At 39.8% G+C, this 22,478-nt stretch carries 17 protein-coding genes and 1 pseudogene; 15 read left to right on the top strand and 3 right to left on the bottom strand.

The annotated features are described in order from the left end of the window. Nucleotides 1-4 precede the first annotated feature (4 nt). On the bottom strand, nucleotides 5-550 hold the full coding sequence (locus EZ456_RS13120) for a phytoene/squalene synthase family protein (RefSeq protein ID WP_225876537.1): 546 nt from the start codon (nucleotides 548-550) through the stop codon (nucleotides 5-7). Nucleotides 551-909: 359 nt separating this feature from the next. Between EZ456_RS13120 and folE the strand changes: the two genes are divergently transcribed. The 6 genes from folE to EZ456_RS13150 all read left to right on the top strand — a co-directional run bounded on the left by folE (nucleotide 910) and on the right by EZ456_RS13150 (nucleotide 5,761). Next, on the top strand, nucleotides 910-1,557 hold the full coding sequence (gene folE / locus EZ456_RS13125; RefSeq protein WP_131530829.1) for a GTP cyclohydrolase I FolE: 648 nt from the start codon (nucleotides 910-912) through the stop codon (nucleotides 1,555-1,557). After that, nucleotides 1,554-2,273: an SDR family NAD(P)-dependent oxidoreductase gene (locus tag EZ456_RS13130; RefSeq protein WP_131530831.1), complete on the top strand. Its 720-nt coding sequence runs from the start codon at nucleotides 1,554-1,556 to the stop codon at nucleotides 2,271-2,273. Before folE ends, EZ456_RS13130 begins: the two co-directional genes overlap by 4 nt. A 6-nt stretch (nucleotides 2,274-2,279) precedes the next feature. Next, nucleotides 2,280-2,909: a flavin reductase family protein gene (locus EZ456_RS13135; protein WP_131530833.1), complete on the top strand. Its 630-nt coding sequence runs from the start codon at nucleotides 2,280-2,282 to the stop codon at nucleotides 2,907-2,909. A gap of 16 nt (nucleotides 2,910-2,925) precedes the next feature. Next, a complete protein-coding gene (locus tag EZ456_RS13140) occupies nucleotides 2,926-4,185 on the top strand; it encodes an FAD-dependent oxidoreductase (RefSeq protein ID WP_165501318.1) in 1,260 nt (419 codons plus the stop codon). A gap of 46 nt (nucleotides 4,186-4,231) precedes the next feature. Next, a complete protein-coding gene (locus tag EZ456_RS13145; protein WP_131530837.1) occupies nucleotides 4,232-4,843 on the top strand; it encodes a MarR family winged helix-turn-helix transcriptional regulator in 612 nt (203 codons plus the stop codon). 81 nt (nucleotides 4,844-4,924) lie between these two features. Then, on the top strand, nucleotides 4,925-5,761 hold the full coding sequence (locus tag EZ456_RS13150) for a phytoene/squalene synthase family protein (protein ID WP_131530839.1): 837 nt from the start codon (nucleotides 4,925-4,927) through the stop codon (nucleotides 5,759-5,761). Between the two features lie 196 nt (nucleotides 5,762-5,957). Here the strand turns inward: EZ456_RS13150 and EZ456_RS25555 are convergent, their stop codons facing one another. After that, nucleotides 5,958-6,209, bottom strand: coding sequence for an RHS repeat domain-containing protein (locus EZ456_RS25555; protein WP_225876538.1), 252 nt, complete (start codon nucleotides 6,207-6,209; stop codon nucleotides 5,958-5,960). A gap of 629 nt (nucleotides 6,210-6,838) precedes the next feature. Here EZ456_RS25555 and EZ456_RS13160 point away from each other — a divergent pair. The 6 genes from EZ456_RS13160 (at nucleotide 6,839) to EZ456_RS13185 (ending at nucleotide 15,896) form a co-directional block, all read left to right on the top strand. Next, on the top strand, nucleotides 6,839-7,447 hold the full coding sequence (locus EZ456_RS13160; protein WP_131530841.1) for an RNA polymerase sigma factor: 609 nt from the start codon (nucleotides 6,839-6,841) through the stop codon (nucleotides 7,445-7,447). Nucleotides 7,448-7,511: 64 nt separating this feature from the next. Continuing rightward, nucleotides 7,512-8,486, top strand: a complete 975-nt coding sequence (locus tag EZ456_RS13165) for a FecR family protein (RefSeq protein ID WP_131530843.1) — start codon at nucleotides 7,512-7,514, stop codon at nucleotides 8,484-8,486. A gap of 185 nt (nucleotides 8,487-8,671) precedes the next feature. Next, on the top strand, nucleotides 8,672-11,809 hold the full coding sequence (locus EZ456_RS13170; RefSeq protein ID WP_225876539.1) for a TonB-dependent receptor domain-containing protein: 3,138 nt from the start codon (nucleotides 8,672-8,674) through the stop codon (nucleotides 11,807-11,809). A 10-nt stretch (nucleotides 11,810-11,819) separates the two neighbouring features. Continuing rightward, a complete protein-coding gene (locus tag EZ456_RS13175) occupies nucleotides 11,820-13,244 on the top strand; it encodes a RagB/SusD family nutrient uptake outer membrane protein (RefSeq protein WP_131530847.1) in 1,425 nt (474 codons plus the stop codon). Between the two features lie 13 nt (nucleotides 13,245-13,257). Continuing rightward, a complete protein-coding gene (locus EZ456_RS13180; protein ID WP_225876540.1) occupies nucleotides 13,258-14,595 on the top strand; it encodes an alkaline phosphatase family protein in 1,338 nt (445 codons plus the stop codon). A gap of 539 nt (nucleotides 14,596-15,134) precedes the next feature. Next, a complete protein-coding gene (locus tag EZ456_RS13185) occupies nucleotides 15,135-15,896 on the top strand; it encodes a hypothetical protein (protein ID WP_131530851.1) in 762 nt (253 codons plus the stop codon). Between the two features lie 173 nt (nucleotides 15,897-16,069). Here EZ456_RS13185 and EZ456_RS13190 read toward each other — a convergent pair. Beyond that, nucleotides 16,070-16,216: pseudogene (locus EZ456_RS13190) on the bottom strand (glycerophosphodiester phosphodiesterase family protein); the annotation flags it as partial. A gap of 533 nt (nucleotides 16,217-16,749) precedes the next feature. On the opposite strand from EZ456_RS13190, the gene EZ456_RS13195 reads away from it, so the two are divergent. From EZ456_RS13195 to EZ456_RS13205, 3 genes are read left to right on the top strand one after another with little or no spacing between them, the layout of a single operon-like run. Beyond that, nucleotides 16,750-19,737 (top strand): SusC/RagA family TonB-linked outer membrane protein, encoded by a 2,988-nt coding sequence (locus EZ456_RS13195; RefSeq protein WP_131530855.1) that lies wholly within the window; start codon nucleotides 16,750-16,752, stop codon nucleotides 19,735-19,737. A gap of 12 nt (nucleotides 19,738-19,749) precedes the next feature. Then, complete coding sequence (locus tag EZ456_RS13200) at nucleotides 19,750-21,339, top strand: RagB/SusD family nutrient uptake outer membrane protein (RefSeq protein WP_131530857.1); 1,590 nt, start codon at nucleotides 19,750-19,752, stop codon at nucleotides 21,337-21,339. A 15-nt stretch (nucleotides 21,340-21,354) separates the two neighbouring features. Next, nucleotides 21,355-22,422: a phosphatidylinositol-specific phospholipase C1-like protein gene (locus EZ456_RS13205; RefSeq protein ID WP_131530859.1), complete on the top strand. Its 1,068-nt coding sequence runs from the start codon at nucleotides 21,355-21,357 to the stop codon at nucleotides 22,420-22,422. Nucleotides 22,423-22,478 lie beyond the last annotated feature (56 nt).

Genomic DNA, 22,478 nt, shown 5'->3' on the forward strand with positions numbered 1-22,478 from the left:
TAAACTAGTTCAATAGTATTCTTGTACTGGTTTCAACAGATGGAAAATATGACCTTTTTAGATGCAGATAATCTGCATTTAAATCCCTCAGAAAATTTACCTTTTGGAAAGCCGATCCCAGCTGCATGGCTGATGGTTTTAGCTGCTCGTATATCTGACTATCGCCATTGATAAATACCTGCAGGCACATCAGGCCTACAACCTGTGCAGAGCCGAGAATGTACTGATCATATTGCTGCTCATTGAAATCGACTGGCGAGAGATCCATTTCCATACTTTTGAGAAAGCAGTTGATCAGTTCAGTTTCAATTTTATAGTCATTAACTGTTTTTTGAAATGCGTTTAAGATGGGATTGGAACTGATCCTGCGCTCGATCGCTTTGAAACAATCAACTCTAAATTCAGCTAATAGCGAAGATTGGTCAAAACCCCCAAAACTATCAACGATCTCGTCGGCCAGTCTAACGAATCCGTAAATGTTATAGATGGGTTGCCTTAGTGCTTTGTTGATGAATTTTATGCCCAACGAAAAACTAGTGCTGTAACGCAAGGTTGTCTCCTTACTAACAACAGCAGATAATTGATCAAAATGGCCTTGTTTATAATGTCCTGCTGCTTCAATCGTATGAGTTATGCTTAGTTCGACTAATCTAAATATGCCATCAATTGTCAAATATAGCCCCGCGTAGTAAAAGTTTTTTCCTTAATTATACCAAATAGCTTTTTTATTATATCAACCTATGAAGCCCTTATACAAAAGCTAATATGAAGGGTAAGCCTGCCAAAATATATTAGGTCATCCAACTTTAAAATCTTAGTATCAAATAGACATCATGCATACATTTAGTATATTTATATACTTTAATATCGTAACTTAGTATAATAATATACAAAAACAAATAAATAAATATGCCAGAAGAGAACCTAGCAGATTACGAAATCGAACCAGAGCGTTATAGAACGCCTTTAAGAGCAAATGCGTTTGAGATTGATGATGACACTAAGATTGCGCTTATATCAGAACACTTTACCAGCATACTAAATATCCTTGGGCTTGATCTAAGAGATGATAGCCTTAAAGGAACACCGGACAGGATTGCTAAAATGTATGTTAAAGAAATATTTAGTGGTTTAAACCCGTCAAACAAACCTGTTGCAACCCTTTTTGAAAACCATTACCGCTATAGTGAGATGCTGGTTGAGAAAAACATATCCGTTTTCAGTAATTGCGAGCATCACTTTGTCCCCATTACCGGGAAAGCACATGTAGCCTACATCAGCAAGGGAAAAGTGATAGGCCTGTCCAAGCTCAACCGTATCGTACAGTACTATTCGAGGAGGCCACAGGTACAGGAAAGACTGACCGTTCAGATCGCCGAGGAGATCAAACGGGTTATGGAAACTGATGATGTAGCGGTCATGATTGATGCTAACCACCATTGTGTATCCTCACGCGGAATCCAGGACACTGGCAGCTCGACTATAAGTACATCCTTCAGTGGAAAATTTAAGGATACTGCTACTAGAAACGAATTTTTAAGATATATAGGACAATGAGATTCAAGGATAAAAACATTCTTATCATCGGGGGGAGTTCGGGTATCGGCTTCGACCTGGTAAAGTTATTGGACAGGGAGGGCGTAAATGTTTATACCGTATCCAGAACTAGATCAGATAGCTGGCCAGCGTCGGTTCGCTACCAAGCTACCGATGTGCTGGACAACATGAGTCCCCTTTCTTCCTTTCTACCCGATGAGCTCCACGGACTGGTATACTGCGTTGGCAGTATCAACCTTAAGCCCTTTTCAAGGATAAGCGAAAAAGACCTGATAGAAGACTTCAGGCTGAATGTTGTAGGTGCAGCCCTATCTGTACAAATTGCGTTAAAATCATTAAAAAATGTTCATTCAGCTTCAGTTGTATTCATTAGCTCGGTAGCAGCCAGAACAGGAATGGGTTTCCACTCCAGCATTGCTGCCGCTAAAGCCGCACTTGAGGGACTTGCAATATCGCTGGCTGCAGAGCTGAGCGCAGGCGGAATTAGGGTAAATGTAGTTTCTCCATCCCTGACTAATACGCCACTTTCCTCCAAACTGCTTAATACACCAGATAAAATGGAAGCTTCGGCGAAAAGACATCCCCTGGGAAAATACGGAGAGCCGGGAGATATAAGTGCCGCTATTGCATTCCTGCTTTCTGAAGACAGCGGCTGGATAACAGGGCAGGTTATAGCGGTAGATGGTGGCATGAGCAGCTTAAGGACAAACCTCTAACAGGATATGGATATCACTCAACAAACAATACAACAGATGGACCATGCTCACCGGGCAACACTAATCAACTCGCTTCCGGGCTACAAATGTCTGCAACTGGTTGGCACTACCGGAATAAACGGGCATAGCAATCTTGGCCTTTTCAATTCAGTAGTTCATTTGGGAGCCTCTCCTGCCTTGCTCGGGATGGTTTTCCGCCCAAAGTCAGCAGATCACGACACCTTAAGCAACATCGAGCGTACAGGGTTCTATACCTTCAACAACGTAACTGGTTCTTTTTTGGAGCAGGCACACCAGACCAGCGCAAGGTACCCAAGCGGTTTTTCTGAATTTGTAGAATGCGGGTTAACGGAATTCTTTATAGCTGGGTTCGATGCGCCATTCGTTGCAGAATCCACCATCAGGATTGCACTGACTTTGAAAGAAATCTTACCCATTAAAATTAATGGAACTACTCTGGTTATTGGCGAGATAAGTTATATCAGCATGAATGATGCACTAATTGCTACTGATGGTTATATCGACCACGGAAAGGCCGGTACTATTACCACCACAGGATTGGACAGCTATTTTGAAGCACAGCATATTGCAAGACTGAGCTATGCTAAGCCTGGTCTTCCCCTTAAGCGATTTTAAAAATCCAAAAACAGTTATGAAAGGAGAAAAATTCGATATTATCATAATTGGTGCTGGAATTGCAGGCCTTTCAGCTGCAAAGCTGCTAAAGCAGGTAGGCAAAAAGATCCTGGTGATCGAGGCATCAGACGTGCCTGGGGGCAGGATAAGAAGCGACTATAAGGATGGCTTTATTCTAGACCACGGGTTTCAGGTACTGCTCACTGCTTATCCAGAGGCCAAAAAACTGTTGGATTACAAAAAACTTAACCTCAGGTCTTTTCTTCCAGGAGCAGAAATCCTCGATGAACAGGGAAGCCATAAAATCGGGGATCCGTTAAGGGAGCCTTTGATGCTGATCAGAACCCTTTTTTCCCCTATCGGGAGCCTTGGCGATAAGTTACGTCTACTGAAGTTAAAGTTAAGGCTTTCCTTTAGCACCGTTGAAGAAATATTCCAAAAAAAAGAAACTAGCACACTATCGTACTTAAACGACCTGGGCTTCAGCGAAAAATTCATAGCAAAATTCTTCAGGCCTTTCTTTTCTGGGATCTTTCTGGAAAACAAACTTGAGACATCCAGCAGGATGTTCGAATTCGTATTTAAGATGCTTAGTGAAGGGGCTGCTGCCGTTCCTGCCCTCGGCATGGGCGAAATCAGCAGACAACTGGCCGGTTGCCTAAACCAAGATGAACTTCTTGTTGGTGAGAAAATCACAGATATAAAAAATGGAGTGGCGTTTGGAAACTCAGGGGCAGCATATGAAGCCGATAATATCATTATCGCCACGGGCACCCAAAATCTTTCCCAAAGAAACCAGGATATGGATAAGCACCTGGTAAAAGACGCTTTAACAATGTATTTTTCAACCGAGGAAAGGACAGTACGCAGCAAACGGATAGCACTCAATGCCATCAGTGGACAGTTGATCTATAATATCGCTTTTATGGAACAAATTTCACCATCATACGCGCCTGAAGGGCAGTCACTGATTTCGGTATCAGTAATAACAGCCAATATTCACGGAAAGGCTGACCTTGAAGAAGCGGTGAGAAATGAACTTCTGCAGTGGTACAAAGGAGCCGAACAATGGAAACTGTTGGCCACCTACGCTATCCCCCATGCCCTTCCTGATAATAGGACTGCCAGGAACGAAATGGATATGGAAATAATCCGAATAGATGAGAAATGCTACCTCTGCGGTGATTATCTGCTGAACGGATCGATAAACGGGGCAATAAAAAGTGCCTATCTAGTGGTAGCTGAAATACTTAAAACCGGACAGACGGCCGATTAGATAACCAGAACACAAAATTCTAGTCAAAAACATAAACCATACCATCATGATGTACAATCTTCTTAGTGAACTTATAGCACTTGTAAAAACCTACGAAAGCAGCACTGACCTCCCAAAAGCGGATTTGGCTTCATTCATCAGCTGGCTTAATGACCGCAATGGAAACCGGGAGGCCAGCGCCCATGAGCCCGTTTGGGAAGGGAAAGCAAAGGGGCGTTCTGCAGATAGCGTGATCAATACCTCACTGGTCCATTTGTACCGTTATGCCAAATTCCATGCAAAAGCGGCTATAACAGGCTCCTCTTTTTCCACGCCCGATGATTTCATCTACCTGATCAGCCTGGCCTCTGGCGGCAGTATGAGCAAAACCGCTCTGATTAAACAAAATATCCATGAAAAAGCAACAGGTACACTGATCGTAAACAGGTTGCAAAAAAAAGGTTTGGTAGAGCAGCACACCACCGATAACGATAAAAGAAGCAGGATTATTCATATTACACCAAAAGGCAGCCAGCAATTGAAAGAGCATATCGAAAACATCAAGATCGCTTCTGCTAACGTTACAGCGCCTCTTTCGGACCCAGAAAAAATGGCCCTGATCCGCCTACTGCTTAAGCTCGAAGATTTCCATCACGAAAAGTCATCTGGAAAACTGTAACAACTGGCATAAAGTATATAACATTGCCACATTAAGATCTATCCGAGCCACAGTTGTGGTCTCTCACCAGTATAAAAAGTAATGAAAGAAATCTTTGATAAAGTATCTGCGGAGTGCAGTAGAAACCTTACCAGAACATATAGCACCAGTTTTTCACTGGGTATTAATTTTCTAGACAAAAAAATCCGGGGACCTATCTATGCCATTTATGGATTCGTAAGGCTCGCCGACGAGATCGTTGACAGCTTCCATGGATATGATAAGGCATCCCTGTTATCCAAGTTCAAAAGGGATTGTTTGGAAGCAATCGTGGACTCGATAAGCCTCAACCCTGTCCTCAATTCCTTCCAGGAGGTAGTCAAGAGGTATAGTATAGAGCTGGAACTCATCCATCTTTTCCTCAACAGCATGGAAATGGATCTACAAAGTGAAGTTTACTCGCCGGAAAAATATGAGCGTTATATCCTGGGGTCAGCTCAGGTTGTAGGCCTGATGTGCCTGCATGTTTTTACCGAAGGCGATAGTGCAAGTTATGAGCGGCTGAAAGGGTCGGCGATGAAATTGGGCTCAGCTTTCCAAAAAGTCAATTTTCTAAGGGACGTAAACGCAGACTTTCATCTCCTTGGCCGTACATACTTCCCAGGTGTTGACCTATCCTATTTTTCTGACGAAAAAAAGAGGGCGATCGAAGAGGACATCGCAGCGGAATTCGATGCCGCACTGGAAGGGATACGCGAGTTACCCAGATCATCAAGAAATGGTGTTTATCTCGCTTATATCTATTATAGAAAACTTTTTGATAAAATCAGAAAAAAAACGGCAAACCAGGTAATGGCAGAGCGGATCAGGATCTCAAATGCCCATAAATTTACGCTGATGTTCAGCTCGCTTCTCCGCCAGCAAACCGGCAGAATATAAACAGCTACGCGCAAGGGGAAAAGCAACATTACAAAAAGATAAAAAACACCCCTTACCTAGAGAAAAAATAGTTAAGCCTGATCTGCATTTAAAAAAATGAAAACAATAAAAAAAGAAAACTTTCAAAATCTGTGCAGCTTGCAGTGATTTTGAAAGTTTTAATCATTTTGCTACCTTTAAACCTAAGAATTTGCACTCAAAAAAATAAAGGTGAGTTTTTTAATGTCTTAAGGCAGACAACAAAATGTAAGCAACTGATTTGCAGCCATATAAATCGACAGGTTCGACTCCCTTCGGCTCCACTGGAAGGGATTGGTTCCATTCCATCCGGATCAACAAACCTGATTGGATTATTGAAGGCATAATTATATGGAGAATGCCTCCTCATCTTATCTGCCAGTGGATCAATCACATTCCAACGCCCAATTACCGGATCATAAAATCTCACGCCACAATCAAGCTGCCAAGCTCTTCTTGTAGTTCTTTGCCGTTATAGGTATACTTATTTACCCCTGCGCTAGCAGTATTCCTCATCCCAAAGGCATAATAATTATCTACCTGTAGAGTTTGCAATGCAAGGGTAGTTGGGTGCCTATTGAAAGTATAACGTACATTGCCCAGATGATCGGTTAAGTTATGCTCATAACTATAATTACCACCACTGTTCCTGGCTATCCCAGTTTCGGTATGGATGATATCGATCGAATTTCCATTGTACTCTATTCCATCAATGTAATGCCTGATTGTCCCATTGCTAACTTTGCGGAGTTTTTCATCAGTCGCATCATATGTATATGTTATATTTACTGACCCGCTAACTCCGGTTACCGGAAGGTTTTGACTGTTATAAGTCAGGGCAAAACCATTCCGCCCATCAAAGATTGAGTTCCCGTTAGGGTCATACTGATATTACTTGTTTCCATAATCAACTCAAAGGGATAAAACAATTTTCGCTAAAGAAATTTATTATAATGTGATCTGCTCACCTATTAAAAGTTCATGACACTGAAATCTACATCATTCCTTACTTAAAGTTAATATGGAGTTCATACTTAGCGACTAGTTTTGCTCGCAGTTATGAATCTATCCTCTGACAGTAATTTATTCGAATTGATAAAAGCCAGCAATCATTTGGCTTATACTTCAATTATAGATAAATACTGGGAAGAATTGTTCAGACATATCTACCCAAAGATCAAAAATTCGGAAGACGCTAAAGATATTGTTCAGGATATTTTCCTTAGCCTTTGGAAAAACCGCTTAAACATTTCACTTAATGAAAAAGATAGCCTTGCCCCCTATCTATTTAGGTCGGCCAAATATGCGGTGATCAATTATTTTTCCAGACCAGGGATAACTATTGCAGATGAGCAGAAATTATCGGCAGCTTTAAATGCACCTTCTGAAACAAAAACGGACGATAAGTTGCTAATAAATGAGCTCCAAAACTTACTTGAGCGTGAAGTTAACCAACTGCCTGAAAGGTTACAACTACCCTACCGCTTAAGCCGGGAACAGGATCTCTCTATCAGGGAAATTGCAAAAAAACTTTCCCTGTCTGAACAGACTGTTAAAAACAATATCAGCGCAGCTTTAAGCGCAATACGTTTTAAGTTAGGAAAATACAATTCTGAGGGGACAATTATTTATATCCTGGCATTTGCGGCCTTGCTTCACCACAAATAGTTAACGAAAGCTTAACACACGCTTAAAGTACCCCACTACCTTAGCTGTGATATCTATAGTAACGATGTCACAACACAAAAATCAAAAAGCATTAAAATCGGTACTTAAAAAATATCTTGAGGAAAAAGCAAACCCACAAGAAGCCGAGGCTGTAGAAAACTGGTATGAAGAACTGGGCAAAGAATCTGATTCAACTCCATACCTGAACCATGCGGGTGCGATAAATAACTTAAGTAGGTTGATCAAAAATAATATACTACAGCAAATCCTGGAACAAAGAAAAACCAAATTGCGGTCGCAGTATATAAAGTATGCAGCCATATTTCTTTTAATGATCAGCGCAGGGCTTATCATTTTCCAAAGTTATCATGCCAGCAGAATACCTCTAGCGGATATCACTTTTAAATCCAGCCATGAGGCTGCCAAGGAAATAACTTTAAAAGATGGTTCAATTATACTGCTAAATGTTGGAAGTGAATTAATTGTAGCCCAAGACTTTGGAAAATACGAACGAAATGTATCACTACAAGGTGAAGCATTTTTTAAAATAGCAAAAGATAAGCGAAAGCCTTTCATCATAAAATCTGGAATCCTCAAAACAACAGTTGTAGGCACCTCATTCAATATTAACGCATATCCTGACCAAGATAGAATTAAAATTGCAGTCGCCAGTGGGAAAGTGAGGATCGCTAGAAAAACAGCAGCAGGAGAAGAAGTGCTGGCTATTGGCATGACCAAAGACGCTAGTTTAACTTTTGATAAATCCACAGGAAGTGCAGCGCTTAAAACTGAAGATGCTGCACTGATATCTTCATGGAAAGACAATAAACTCTATATCGATAATGCGACAATAAGTGAAATCGCAAAGCAGCTTGAGCGATACTATCACCTAAAAGTAGTCTACAACCCAAAAATCGATAAAGGTAAAAGATATACGATCCGCTTTAACCATGAACCAGCAAACAGGGTAATGGAAATCCTGTCCATACTTACGAAAACAAAATTCACCTACCAAACCAATCAAATCACCATAAAATAAGGATTATGTAACAGGTATAAAAAACAAAAAAAGCCGAAAATGCGCTAACACTTTCGGCCAGTTATGAGCATTGAAGCAATGCTCATCATTTCCAATGATCGCTTAAAAACATTAAAAACTATTCAAATATGCAAAAATATTACCTGGGTTGCAAACACCCGTTATGGTCACTTTTTAATCTAAAAATGAAGCTAACAATAGCCCTGCTTTTTCTTTCAAATGCATTGCTCTTCGCGGGACCAACTGCCGGACAGTCTATGAATGATGTCAAAATAGATCTCTCAGCAAAAGATCTTTCTTTGAGAAAAGTACTGGATCTGATCGAGAAAAGAACTCCATTTGTAATTGGTTATGAAAATAACAGTTCAATCAACACAAAGACTTTCAACATTGAAGCAAGGGGAAAATCCGTAGCTGAAGTTCTCAGTCAATTAATGAAAAATTCGCCTGTTGAGATTCTCCAGATCAGCGATAAATACATCCTTATTAATACGAAAAAATTACTTCCTCCAATGTATGTTTCGGGTACAATTACCGATAAACGCACGGGCGAGAGTTTGCCAGGGGTCAGTATCAGGGTAAAAGGTGGCGCTGCAATCACCCAGACGGATAGTAAAGGAAATTACAAATTAACGGTTCCATCGGATCAGGAAGATGTTGTGATTGAAGCCAGGTCAATTGGTTTCAAAACCCAGGAATTCAAAGTTTCAAGAAATTCTACAAACCTCACCATCAACATTTACTTGGAAGAAGACCTTTTAGGTTTAGACGAGATTGTTGTAACCGGACAGGGAATTGATGTGAGCAAAAGAAGGCTTTCTTCAAACGTGGTGAGCATTTCTGAGAAAGACATCAGGGATATCCCTGCTTCCAGGATAGACCAGCTATTGCAATCAAAATTACCTAATGCGCAGATCAGGTTAACTGGTGGGCAGGCGGGGGCAACATCTATCATCCGCTCAAGAGGGGTTAATTCTGCCTTCATCAGCTCTACCCCTATTATTTATGTGGATGGGGTTAGAATGGATAATTTGAATACCAGAGCTGCTTTAGGTGGTGGCAGTGCAACAGGTGCGGCAATTAGCTCTATTTCTGATATCCCGATGGATAATATTGAAAAAATTGAGTTTGTTAACGGTGGTGCTGCCACAACATTATATGGCTCTGATGCTGCTAATGGGGTTATCCAAATCATTACAAAAAAAGGTGGTGCAGATAAAACGGACATCACTTTAGAAACCCAATTAGGCATTGAAACTCCAACAACAGATTTTCTTCATTTTAAACGTACTAAAGATTTATTGATGCAGAATGGACTTTACCAAAAGCATAATATTGCCTTGAATGGAGGTGATGGTAAGTTCGGATACAGCTTTTCGGGAGGTTACCAAAACAGTACAGGTACGCAAATTTACGATCAGAACAGCAACAGGAGAATTGATCTGAGAACTGGTTTGAGAGCATCTTTAGGCACCAAGGTAACCTACGAAAGTTCATTCAGCTACATTAACAACAAATACAAAAGAAGCCGGAACGGAAACCAGGGCGGCTATACTGGTTTATGGTTTGCAGAAAGTGGCGCATCTTCCATTACGGGGCCAAGATTTAAAAGTGATCTCGATGCGATGAGCGATGATGAATTCGCTGCCATTACCGCCTTTGCAGATAAAGCGGAAGCATTGCAGGATAATGGAATCACCATTAACAGGTTCCAGACTTCACAGGTTTTCAAGTATCAGCCTTTAAAAAACCTGACTTTCAAGGCTACAGGGGGCGTTGATTACCGTGCCCAACGGCAAAACATCATTACAACCAATGAATACCTTTCGCATACCACCAACACCTCGATTACCAATCAGGGAAGTATTGATAATTTTGACAGAAATTATCTTGGCTTGACCTTTGAATTTAATGGTCAATACGAGGCAAAAGTTGGTGATTTCTCTTTCATCACCACTGCAGGCGGCCAGCTTTTCAGAAATGAAGATCACCAGATCCAGTACACTGGAACAAACATCAGGGACGGAGCCCAAACCATTAATATTGCTGCTACCCGTACGGGCGATGAGTATTATTCAGCAGTAACCAGTTATGGTATGTATCTGCAGGAAAATGCTGGTTATAAAAACAAGTTGTTTCTGGATTTAGGTTTACGTGGTGATGGTAACTCAGCTTTTGGAAAAAATATTGGCATTCAGTACTACCCAAAGGTTGGGCTTTCCTACATCCCAAGTGCAGAAAGCTATTTCCAGTCGATTTCAAAAGTTGTATCGTCTGCTAAAATCCGCGGAAACTATGGTATTGCTGGTAATTTCCCTACTCCTTTCGCTAACGAGCGTACAATCTCCTTTATTGGTTTTAACGGAGAGCAGGCCGCATCATTCGGCCAGGCCGGAAATAATGACCTGAAGCCTGAGAAAACAACAACTATTGAAGCAGGTCTTGATCTTGGTTTCTTAAATGACCGGATTATCCTTTCAGCAGGATTCTACCATTCCATCACGAAAGATGCATTATTTGTAGTTCCACCTGCCCCATCATCAGGACAGACCAGTCAGTTACAGAATACCGGAAAGATTTTAAACCGGGGGCTGGAATTCAACACGGTCTTGACCCCAATTAAAACGACCAATACCAGTCTTAGATTCAACCTGTCTGTGAATACGTTATACAACAAGGTGGTGAGTTCTGGCGGTGCTGCTCCATTTAACATCAACGGTTTCAGTGCAAGGACGGTGCAAACAGTTGTACAGGAAGGTTACCCAATTGGTTTTATCAGGGGGAATTATGGCGAATTTAATGCACAGGGACTTCTGGTAAGTACCACTGCGCAGCAAAACCTGGGAACAACTGTACCAAATCTTTTTGGCAGTATGGGCATGAATTTCCAGTACAGATCATTCAATTTATTTGCTAATGCCGATTACCAGAAAGGTGCAAACGCCGTGTCATTTGACAGGCAATTCAGGTTTAATTATGGTACCTCGACAGAGGGAATTCCGCAAGCTGAAATTGATAAAAGCGGAAGAACCAGATGGCTGGATGTAACCAATATGTTCGTAGAAAAAACCGATTACATCAAGATCAGAACCATTGGGATAGGTTATAACTTTAAGCCAGCAGCTTGGAGCAAAACGGTCAAAAGCATCAATATTGGTTTTTCTGTTGTAAACCCACTCAACTTTGCCAGTTCAAGTTTTGATCCGGAAACCACAATTAGCGGAAGTGCACAGGGTCAGAATGGGGCCACTACCGGTGGTATTTCTTATTCTACATATTCTGCTCCCAGACAGTTTGTAGGCTCACTAAGAATAAATTTTTAAAAATAAACAGATGAAAACATATATAAAGAATATTTTTGCTGCAAGCATAACATGCATCCTGCTAGCGGGCTGCGCAAAAGATAACCCCAACATTACCGATGAGGTTTATTTGACTACAACTAATGTTTCCACTACCTGGCTAACGGGATTAAAACGCCAAATGGCGCTAACAATGAACCAGGTCATCGTAAATACAGAGTTGGTATCAGATAATTATTTCAATAACAGGACGCTGAGCAATAAAGTATTTGATATTCCTCAGATTGATAATTTTGATCTGGACGTTAACAATATCCAGTCTGCAATTCAACGTTTAAGAGAAATGTCTGAATACGGCTTAACCACTGTGGTAAATGCGGATAAATCAACTACTGCTATACAGAAAGCAGAAATGTATTTCATAAATGCTTATGCAAATGTGCTAAGTGGTGAATTGTTTACAGGCCTCCCAGGTGCCGCTAAAGGGGTCGTACTTTCCCCAGCGCAGCATTATGCTATAGCAATTACGGCCCTCGACCAGGCGATTGCATTACAAACCAATGCGAATGAAAGACTAGCTTATACCCTGTTAAAAGCCAGGGTATATTATGATCTGGGCGACGCAGTACAAGCTAGAACATTTGCAACAGCAGTGATGGCTACCCCATTGTTACTGAAGCAACAGGCTTTTGACGGACAAAATGCAACTTCTAATGATTTCCAGACTTATCTTTTCTCATCAACGACGAATGAGTTTGCCCCACTTCCCCGCCTGGACTTCCTGGATCCGAAATATTATAATACAGGAACAATTGCGCTGGATCAGAAGCCAGTAAGTTACCTTAAAGGTGAAGAAGCTTATCTAATTTTAGCAGAAATTCAGGTTTCCACCGGTGATTTAGCAGGAACTAAAACAACCCTAAAAAACCTTTTAACGGATGTTATTGCTAAAAGACCTGTAGTTTCTTTGAGCGATGTGAAGGAAACCAGGAACGGTGGTAACCGAAACGATTATCCTTTAACGGCAGTTAAAGTAAAGTTTGATGAGACGGATGTTGAACGTTCAGGTTATGTACTAGACCGGAAAACAGCCAATATCAATATTTCCACCGTTTCCGGTACGAAGGTTACCGCAACGGACATTGATGCGGCGACTACCCAGGACGCGCTATTGTATTTAGTTTATAGAATGAGACAGGAAATTTTCATTTCTGAAGGCAGACGAATGAGCGATTTAGGCATCAAATTCCCTGTTTCTCAAACCGAACAATTGAATAATACTAATGTAAAACCCTCGGACTTGATTGCTCAAATCCCATCATTCATCCCGAAAAACCGGGGAATGGATGATTTCTCCAATAATGCGGTAAGCGGCGTGGTTACCATAAAATACGATATGAACAAGGTCCTGATCAACAATAAAACAGCAAAAGAAATTTTTCCATTTATTAATTAATAAAGAGATGAAAATGAATCGTTTAAAAAAAATAATAACCCTAAATATCCTGGTAGCCTTTACCATCATCGCACAGGCACAAACGGCCAAATATGTTGTTCTGGTTAGTATCGACGGTTTTCGCCCGGATTTTTACCTGGACAAAAGCTGGCCGACCCCCAATTTACAGCAGTTGGTTGCCAGCGGGTCTTATGCCAAGGGTGTTCGCTGCATTTTCCCAAGCGTTACTTACCCCTCTCACACGACTTTGATTACCGGTACCTTCCCTGCTAAACATGGCATTACTTACAACACTATGCCAAATGTTGAAAATAAGTATGAATGGACGACTGATGCAAAAAAAATTAAGGCAGAAACACTTTGGCAGGCTGCAAGAAAAAAGGGACTAAAATCTGCCTCCGTTTCCTGGCCAATATCAGTCGGCGCGGAGATCGACTATAACCTACCGGAAATCTGGTCAGAAACTAATATGGCCGATCGTAAAAGTGCAATCTCCGCACTCGCTACACCAAAAGGTTTACTGGAAGAGATGGAAAAGTATGCCATTGGTGATGTTGATATGGAGGATTTAAACCTGAGCTCTTTGGCTATGGATGAAAACAACAGCCGCATGGCTGCCTACATCTTGCGAAAATATAAGCCAAATCTGTTGAGCATACATATTGCAGGCGTTGATGGCGCAGAACATAAGGAAGGAAGATCCGGGGATGGGGTAAGCAAAGCCGTTGCCTCGGCTGATCATGCAGTGATGAATTTAATGGATGCCATTAAAAAAGCCGGCATACAAGACAGCACAACCATAATAATTACGGGTGATCACGGTTTTGTTAATGTTGAAAAAACACTTTCGCCAAATGTTTGGTTAACCGAAATGGGTATTGATAGTAAAGTGGGGAAAGAAGAACCTGCGGCTAAGTTCCAATCTGCCGGTGGTTCCGCCTTTTTCCATCTTAAGAACAGTAAAGATTTAGCGCTACTTAAAAAAGTCCGCCAGAAACTAGCTGATTTGCCTGCTGAATATAAACTGATGTTCAGAATCGTAGAGCGTGATGAGCTCAATAAAATCGGAGCTGATCCACATGCCAGCTTTGCGCTGGCTGCAGCTAACGGGGTATATATTCAGGATGCTGCAACAGGCCCGGTTTCAGTTCCTAAAAAAGGAGGTGCCCACGGCTATTTTCCAGATAGTCCGGAAATACGTACCGGTTTTATTATCGCCGGAGCCGGAATAAAAAACGGTGTTGTCCTGGAATCTATTAACCTGGAAGATGTGGCACCGACTGTTGCCAGATTACTTAGCTTTTCCTTGATTAATTCTGATGGAAGAGCAGTAACACAATTTCTAAAATAAGCATGGACTTGGAACCTGTCAAAAGCCCCATTCATAATGATTGGGGCTTTTGTTTTTTGAGATTAATCCTCCAACTGGAAAAACCACAACCTATTGCCCCCTCTTCACCAGAAGCTAATTATTGATTACTTTTGCTAACCAGTTTGTTTCACGGCCTTCTGAAATAGGCGGAACGGAGTCAAACAAATTGGTTTATCCACTAAAAAATAATCCACTACATAAGCAATGGATTTATGACCTACAACTTCATCCTTTTAAACTTTCCGCTATATAAAACAGTCGTTATTGGTCTTGATTGATCGCTCAAACTTGTATTGGATAATCTGCCTTGAGTGTATATTTCAGTGAAAGTGAGCCCTTTGTTCCGAGCCAAACTAAACAAACACAAAATACTGGCAAACAGATAGTTAAATCCTTATATTCAACTCCATTTGACTCCACTGAAATCAGTTTTAGCGCACCAATGTATCCTGCGCGGCAAGGAGCACGTCCCAATTCTTAAAAAAAATGAGCATTTTAGCATGATAAAAAAACCAGACATGAAAGCAAAGCTTATCGTATTTCTTGCTACCCTTCTTCTAACCTCGGTAAAAACCTTTGCAGGCTGGTACAATACCTATAACTATGCGGGATCCATCGGCAGATATCCGGTTACCTTATCGTTCCAGTTGAAAGAAGGCTATTTTGGAGAAGCTGCAAAAAAAAACTACAATGTTATCGGCGTTTACAAATACGATAAATTTAATAATCCCATAAGGCTAGAAGGAGTCTTTAACCAAAATACCCATGAGATTAAAATCTATGAATATGGGATTAACGATAAGGTTTATGCCACTTTTCACCTCGTTTTTTCACCTCAAAAACTCACAGGCATCTGGAACAGCGGTAAAAGCAGACTGAATGTAGCACTTCAACTTGTAAATAGATTAAGCGATCTATCTGATGAGGAGTTTGATAATATCGAAATCCTTCAGTTCCCATCTTTGGTTAATTACTACTTTATTGGTGTTTATGCCAAAAAAAGCAAATCTACCGAAGCACACATGCGTGCATTAAAGATCATCAATAAAGAAAACGGCAAAATCATTCAAACGCTTAATTTTGATAACATCGAAACACCCACAGGTAATCTGATGACCATTATCTATGATAACATTACAACAGGCAAAGACAATAATTTTCTGATATCCAATCAGATCGGCAGAGTCGGCGGATACCTCACTGTGGGTTTTAACCGAAAAAACAAACGGTTTATCTTAAATCCGGAACCCGTTGCAGAAGGCGTAAACGGCAATAAATAAACTGAATGTTTATGATCTTGGCTAGCGCTTGCCCTGGCTGAATTCCGTTTCTATGAATGCAGTTAATTGGTTTGAAATCAATTACAGTTACAGCTATAAAAAATCACCACTGGAAATTATGTTTTTTAATTAACTTCCAATGATGATTATAAATTACCTTTTTTAAGTCAAGTCTAATTGTGGAGGTTTTTAGCCCTGAGGTATTCGATAAGTTCTTTTGGACGGTCCGTTTGAATCAGGTTTGCTTTATGGTTAATCAGCCAGCCCCAGCTTTCATCCTTCTTATTTTCTTCCACCGCCATGTCATCATCATGTCCCCCATTTTGTTCTGGCCGAAAGTTGCCCTATCTTGTAACGGATCATTATGAAATTGGTACTTTACCATAAGGATTAAATTGACCGGATTAAAAGACTATGATAAACCAATATTATTTTCAGCAAAATTACGGCAGCTATGTTAACTATATATTAAATTTAGCTGCATTTACATCACCTGGTGCATCTTAGAAACTATAAGCTCCACCTTTATGAATGATTGTTCATGGCTTACTCTCCTTGGGATCACCAACGGTTTCAGTATTTTTTTCTGAAAAGAATTTATTGTTCTAACCTTGCCAGGACTAGTGAAGTTTATCGGTATCAGCCAAAATCGTGTTAAGTTAATTCTTAATTTATAGGCTATTTATCACCAATACTTAACATTATTTTTAAATAACCTTTCAATTCTTAATAATTTCATAATTCTAATTGACAAAATCCCTAATCGGGTTAAGGCATCTTTGTGGGAAATTCACAGGGCATAGAACAATCGTTTGTTTCTGTGAATAATCCAAAAAACCATAACCAATCATTCATGAAACAAAACTACGAAAAGACTTACTTGTCTTTGATTAGCAAATGGCAATGTCTCGTTGCAATTCTGCTTTTCTTTTCATTAAATGTTAACGCTCAGGGTAGTAAAACGGTAACGGGTAAAGTTGTCGATGAAACCAATCAGCCATTACCAGGCGTAACAGTTAGAATAAAAGGCAGTAATTTAGGAACATCAACTGATACATATGGCGTTTATACCATTCAGGCAAAACCATCCGATAGACTTACATTTTCTCTACTTGGAAGTTTAACCAAAGAAATTTCAGTTGATAATCAAAACAAAATTAATGTAACCCTGATGCCAGATAACCAAACGTTAAAAGATGTTGTGGTTATTGGTTACGGAACTGCTAACAAAAAAGATTTAACAGGTGCGGTAACTTCTGTAAAGTCAGAAGAATTTAATCAGGGCGTTTTGGTTAATCCAGCACAACTTTTACAAGGTAAAGTTGCGGGTTTAAACGTTACTAAAAGTGGCGATCCGAATGCTAAACCCTCTACTATTTTACGTGGTCCATCTACTTTACGTGAAGGTGCTGCGCAAGAGCCGTTTTACGTTATCGATGGTGTTCCGGGAGCTTCAATTGATTTATTAGCGCCGGCTGATATAGAAAATATCGACATTTTAAAAGATGCATCTTCAACTGCCATTTATGGTTCAAGAGCTGCAAACGGCGTAATTATTGTGACTACTAAACGTTCTAAAAGCGGCCAATCTCGCCTAAATTATAGCGGCTATGCTGCCGTGGAGAAAGTTTCTAAAAAATATGATATGCTTTCAGCTCCTGAGTTGAGACAATATCTTGCAGATAACAAGCAAATTTTAAACCCTGTAGATGATGACGGTTCGGACACAAACTGGCAATCACTTTTGGAAAGAACAGGTTATTCTCAAAATCACAATCTTTCTTACGGCGGCGCTGGTCAAACATCAGATTATGGTGCAAGTGTAAATTATCTTGACAATAAAGGAATTCTTAAAAATACATCGCTAAAAAGAACAATTGTTCGTGCTTTCCTTAACGAGAAGTTTTTTAACGATAGGCTTAAACTGGGTTTAACCATAACCAACAGTAATTCAAAAAGTTCTGATGTATATCAATCACAAGCGCTTCCCAATATGCTTTTCTATTTGCCAACGGTAAATCCTTTTAATGCTGATGGTAGCTATAAAGAAAACTACAACCGTACCGGGAGTGGAACAAGAAATCCATTATCAATTGTTGATAATAACGTAATCGATAACTTGAATAACAAAACGTTGATTAATGGTATGGCGCAGGTAAACATCATAGATGGATTAAAGTTTACAGCAAGTGTTTCTTCTCAAAGAGACCAGAATAATTACAGCACTTATCTGAACAGTCAATCGGGATTAGCCAGAGGCGTAAACGGACAAGCGCAAAAAATCGATGTTTTAAACAAAAGCCAGGTTTTGGAAGGTTATTTTAACTATGATAAAACTTTTGGAAAACATAGTTTAAAATTGCTTGGCGGTTATTCTTGGCAAGAAGATAGAACCAATGATGGTTTTGGCGTAACTACACAAAACTTTTCAAATGATAATTTAGGTTATAACAATCTGTTTTTGTCTAATCCAAGTTTGCTCTCTCAAATCGCCTTTAACAATGCGCCTATATCTACTTTAAGGTTAATTTCATATTACGGCAGGGTTCAGTACAACTACAATGAGAAATATTTATTCCAGGCATCGTTAAGAGATGATGGCTCTTCTGCATTCGGAAAAAATAACCGTTGGGGTCTATTCCCTGCTGTTTCTGCTGGCTGGAGAATTATTAGCGAAGATTTTATGCAATCTGTTCCGGTTATTAGTGATTTAAAACTTCGTGCTGGTTATGGCGTTTCAGGTAATAGTTTAGGTTTCGATGCCTTCTCTTCATTATTGATTTATGGAACACTTCCTGGTAGCAATAAATTTTTAAACAACGGTTCTATCAGCAATGCAATTGGTCCGGTTAGAAACCCAAATCCAGATTTAAAATGGGAAAGTACAGCAACTACCAACATAGGGTTAGATTTTGGTTTATTTAATGATAGGATTACAGGTTCGTTAGATTTTTACGTCAAACAAACTTCAGATTTGATTTACGATCGTTACGAAGTTTCTACAACGCAGTTTTTCTTACCAACCATTACAGCAAATGTTGGTAAAATTAAAAACACAGGTATAGAGTTTTCATTAAACGCTACTGTTTTCAAAACAGATAGTTTCAGGTGGACAACTTCGCCAAATATTGCGCACAATAAAAACGTTGTTGAAACCTTATCTGATGATTTCTATAAAATTGCAGCCATTCAAACTGCTCAGCTTGGCGGTAAAGGCCAGTCGGGCAATTTCAGTCAGTTAATTCAGCCAGGTTATGCACTAGGTACTTTCAACCTTTGGAATTATGCAGGTAAAAATGCTGCAGGTGTAAGTACATATATCAATGCTGCTGGTCAAACTATTGCCACACAGCCTCTAACAACAGATGCAAAAATTGCGGGCAATGCCCAGCCTAAATTAATTTACGGATGGGTAAATAGTTTCAGCTACAAAAACTGGGATTTTAACTTTTTAGTTAGAGGAGTTTTGGGTAACAAGATTTTGAATGCCACAAAGGCATCTTTAAATAATCCTGCAGATGCAAAACTTCAGAATATTCCAACATTTACTTTGGGCGAATCTTTCAGCGACATTAATGCTTATCTGATTTCAGATCGTTTTCTAGAAAGTGGTTCTTACCTGCGTTTGGATAACGCTACGCTTGGCTACACACTAAAACCTAAAACACCAGCTATCAAAGCCATTAGGTTATATGTTACGGCAAATAACCTGTTTGTAATCACAAAATACAGTGGTTTAGACCCAGAAATCAACATCGGTGGACTAACGCCAGGAATTGATAACAACAATTATTACCCAAAAACAAGAACCTTCAGTTTCGGTGTAAGTGCATCATTCTAAAAAAAAATAAAGATGAAAAAGATTATAATCCTGTTTAATATCCTTACTTGCCTGATGGTTTTAGCATCATGCAGTAAGCTCGATGTCGATGTAGAATCGCAATATGTTAAAGATAATTTTCCATACACCAATTCAGATTACGCGGCACTTTATGGCACTATGTATTCTAACCTTTCTTCTCAATATGGTGTTCCATATTGGAGAATGCAAGAGCTTTCTACAGATGCCGCAATTATTCCCGCTCGCGATGGAAATTTTGATGATGGTGGTCAATACCGCCAGCTTCATTACCATACCTGGACAATTGATCATCCCAATGTGAGAGATATCTGGCAGTGGGGATTTGGTGGTATCAATAACTGCAACCGCTTAATTAACCTAACCAATGAATCTTCAATTTCAGCTACACAAAAAAGTAGCAGTTTAGCTGAAGTAAAAGCAATGAGGGCCTTATACTATTACTTTATGATGGATTTATACGGTAATGTACCAATTATCGATACTTTCCCGGTAAGTTCGCTTCCTGGAAACCAAACCAGAGATAAAGTTTTTGAATTTATTGAGAAGGAACTTTTAGCCGTTATCCCGCAATTACCCATAAAAGATAATAATAACCGTGTATTGGTTTATGGCCGACCAACCCAGGCAATGGCTTATGCTTTATTAGAGAAAATGTACTTAAATGCTGAGGTATATACTGGGAAGCCTAGATATGCAGATGCGGTAATTATGGCCGATAATATTCTGAAAAACACCAACTACGCTTTAGATAACAAATATTCAGATATTTTTGATGTAAACAACGGCCCTCAGATTAATGAAACCATATTTGCTGTTCCTTACGATCAGCAGATTCCAGGCAACCAGATCACAAGATTTGGTTTTTATCCTGCATTAGCAGCAGCGTATGGTATTAATGTGGGTTTTAGTATTGCAATGAGTACAACGCCAGAATATTATAACCGTTTTAATCTGAACAATGATATTCGTAACAGTTTCTGGTTAATCGGAAAACAATATGCGCCAGATGCCAATCGCAAACCTGATTTAACTAAACCTGTACTTGTTGCAGGAACAACTACACAAATCGAAATCACTCCAGATCTGATTCTTAAACCAGGTAAGCCAATGGATTTGGGTAATACGGTTGCAGATCAGGCTAAAGGTGTTCGATCAGTGAAATACTGGCCAGATGTAAATGCAATTCAAGCCACACGTTTAAATGGCAACGATATGCCTGTTTTACGTTTAGCTGATGTAATGTTAATGAAAGCAGAAGCAATTTTAAGGGGTGCAGCCGCTACAACTGTTAATAGCGAATTACAAACACCACTGGTACTTGTAAATAAAATAAGAGCCCGTGCTGGTGCTAGTTTAGCCAGTTCGGTAGATTTGAGCACTTTACTTGATGAAAGAGCCCGTGAATTTAGCTGGGAAGCGTGGAGAAGAAATGACTTAATCCGTTTCGGACAATTTGAAACAGAGTATCCATTACCAAACGATGTACTTTTCATGAATAAGGATGTAACCAGAAGAATTTATCCTATTCCAGCAAACGAGTTAAAACTTAATGTAAACCTGAAACAAAACCCGGGGTATTAACAATCAAAAAGGTGTATGAGAATCATCAGTTGCATTAGCCTATTGCTGGTATTGCCAGCAATAGCGTTCATTACGATTAAAGAAGATCCAACTATCAATCAGATTCAGGTTATTGGTTCGCACAACAGCTACAAACAGGCCATCGATCCGGCATTATTTAGCATATTCAAGAAAACAGATTCAGTATCTGCCAGTAAGATAGATTATGAACATATTTCTATACCAGCGCAGTTGAATTTGGGATTAAGAAATCTGGAGATTGATGTTTACGCCGATTCTGCTGGTGGTCGTTACGCGCATCCAAAAGGTTTAGATTGGGCAAAGGATCAGCCTGCTTTTGATGCTGCTGGAGAAATGAAAAAACCTGGCTTTAAGGTTTTACACATCCCCGAACTCGATTTTAGAAGTTCTGTACCAACTTTTATAGAAGCTTTAAAAGTACTTCGTACCTGGTCAGAGGCTCATCCAGATCATACGCCGGTTTTTATTACGCTTGAGGCTAAAGATGATTCGATAAAAAGACCCGGATTTACATCGCCAGAATTATTTACGCCAAAGGTTTTTGATAAATTGGATAATGTTATTTTAGAGAATTTAGGTAAAGAACATATCATTCTACCTGACGATGTAAGAGGTAAATACAGCTCCCTTGAAGACGCAGTTCTTCATCAGAATTGGCCGAAATTAAGCCAAGCTAAAGGTAAATTTATTTTTGTGCTGGATGCTACAGGTAAAAAAAGAGCTACCTATATTCAAAATCATCCATCGTTGAAAGGTCGTGTAATGTTTGCGAATTCTGATCCTAGTACGCTCGAAGCTGCCTTTATGATTAGAAATAATCCGCAGGATAAACAGATTCCTGAACTGGTTAAAAAAGGTTACATCATTAGAACAAGAGCCGATAACGATACGCAACAGGCCCGTAAAAATGACAAGAGTGATTTCGATGCAGCTTGTAATTCTGGCGCACAGGTTATTACAACAGATTATTATCAAAAAAGCACACATTTTAATTCCGAATACTTTGTCAGCTTTGCTGATGGCAAATACTTCAGAGCTAATCCCTTATTTAAAACCAGATAGCTCCCTTTGCAAGCAAAAGTGATGCTATTGCGAAATGGGCTGATGATTCGAAAAAA

Source organism: Pedobacter psychrodurus (assembly GCF_004331735.1).
In the GTDB taxonomy this organism is placed as follows: domain Bacteria; phylum Bacteroidota; class Bacteroidia; order Sphingobacteriales; family Sphingobacteriaceae; genus Pedobacter; species Pedobacter psychrodurus.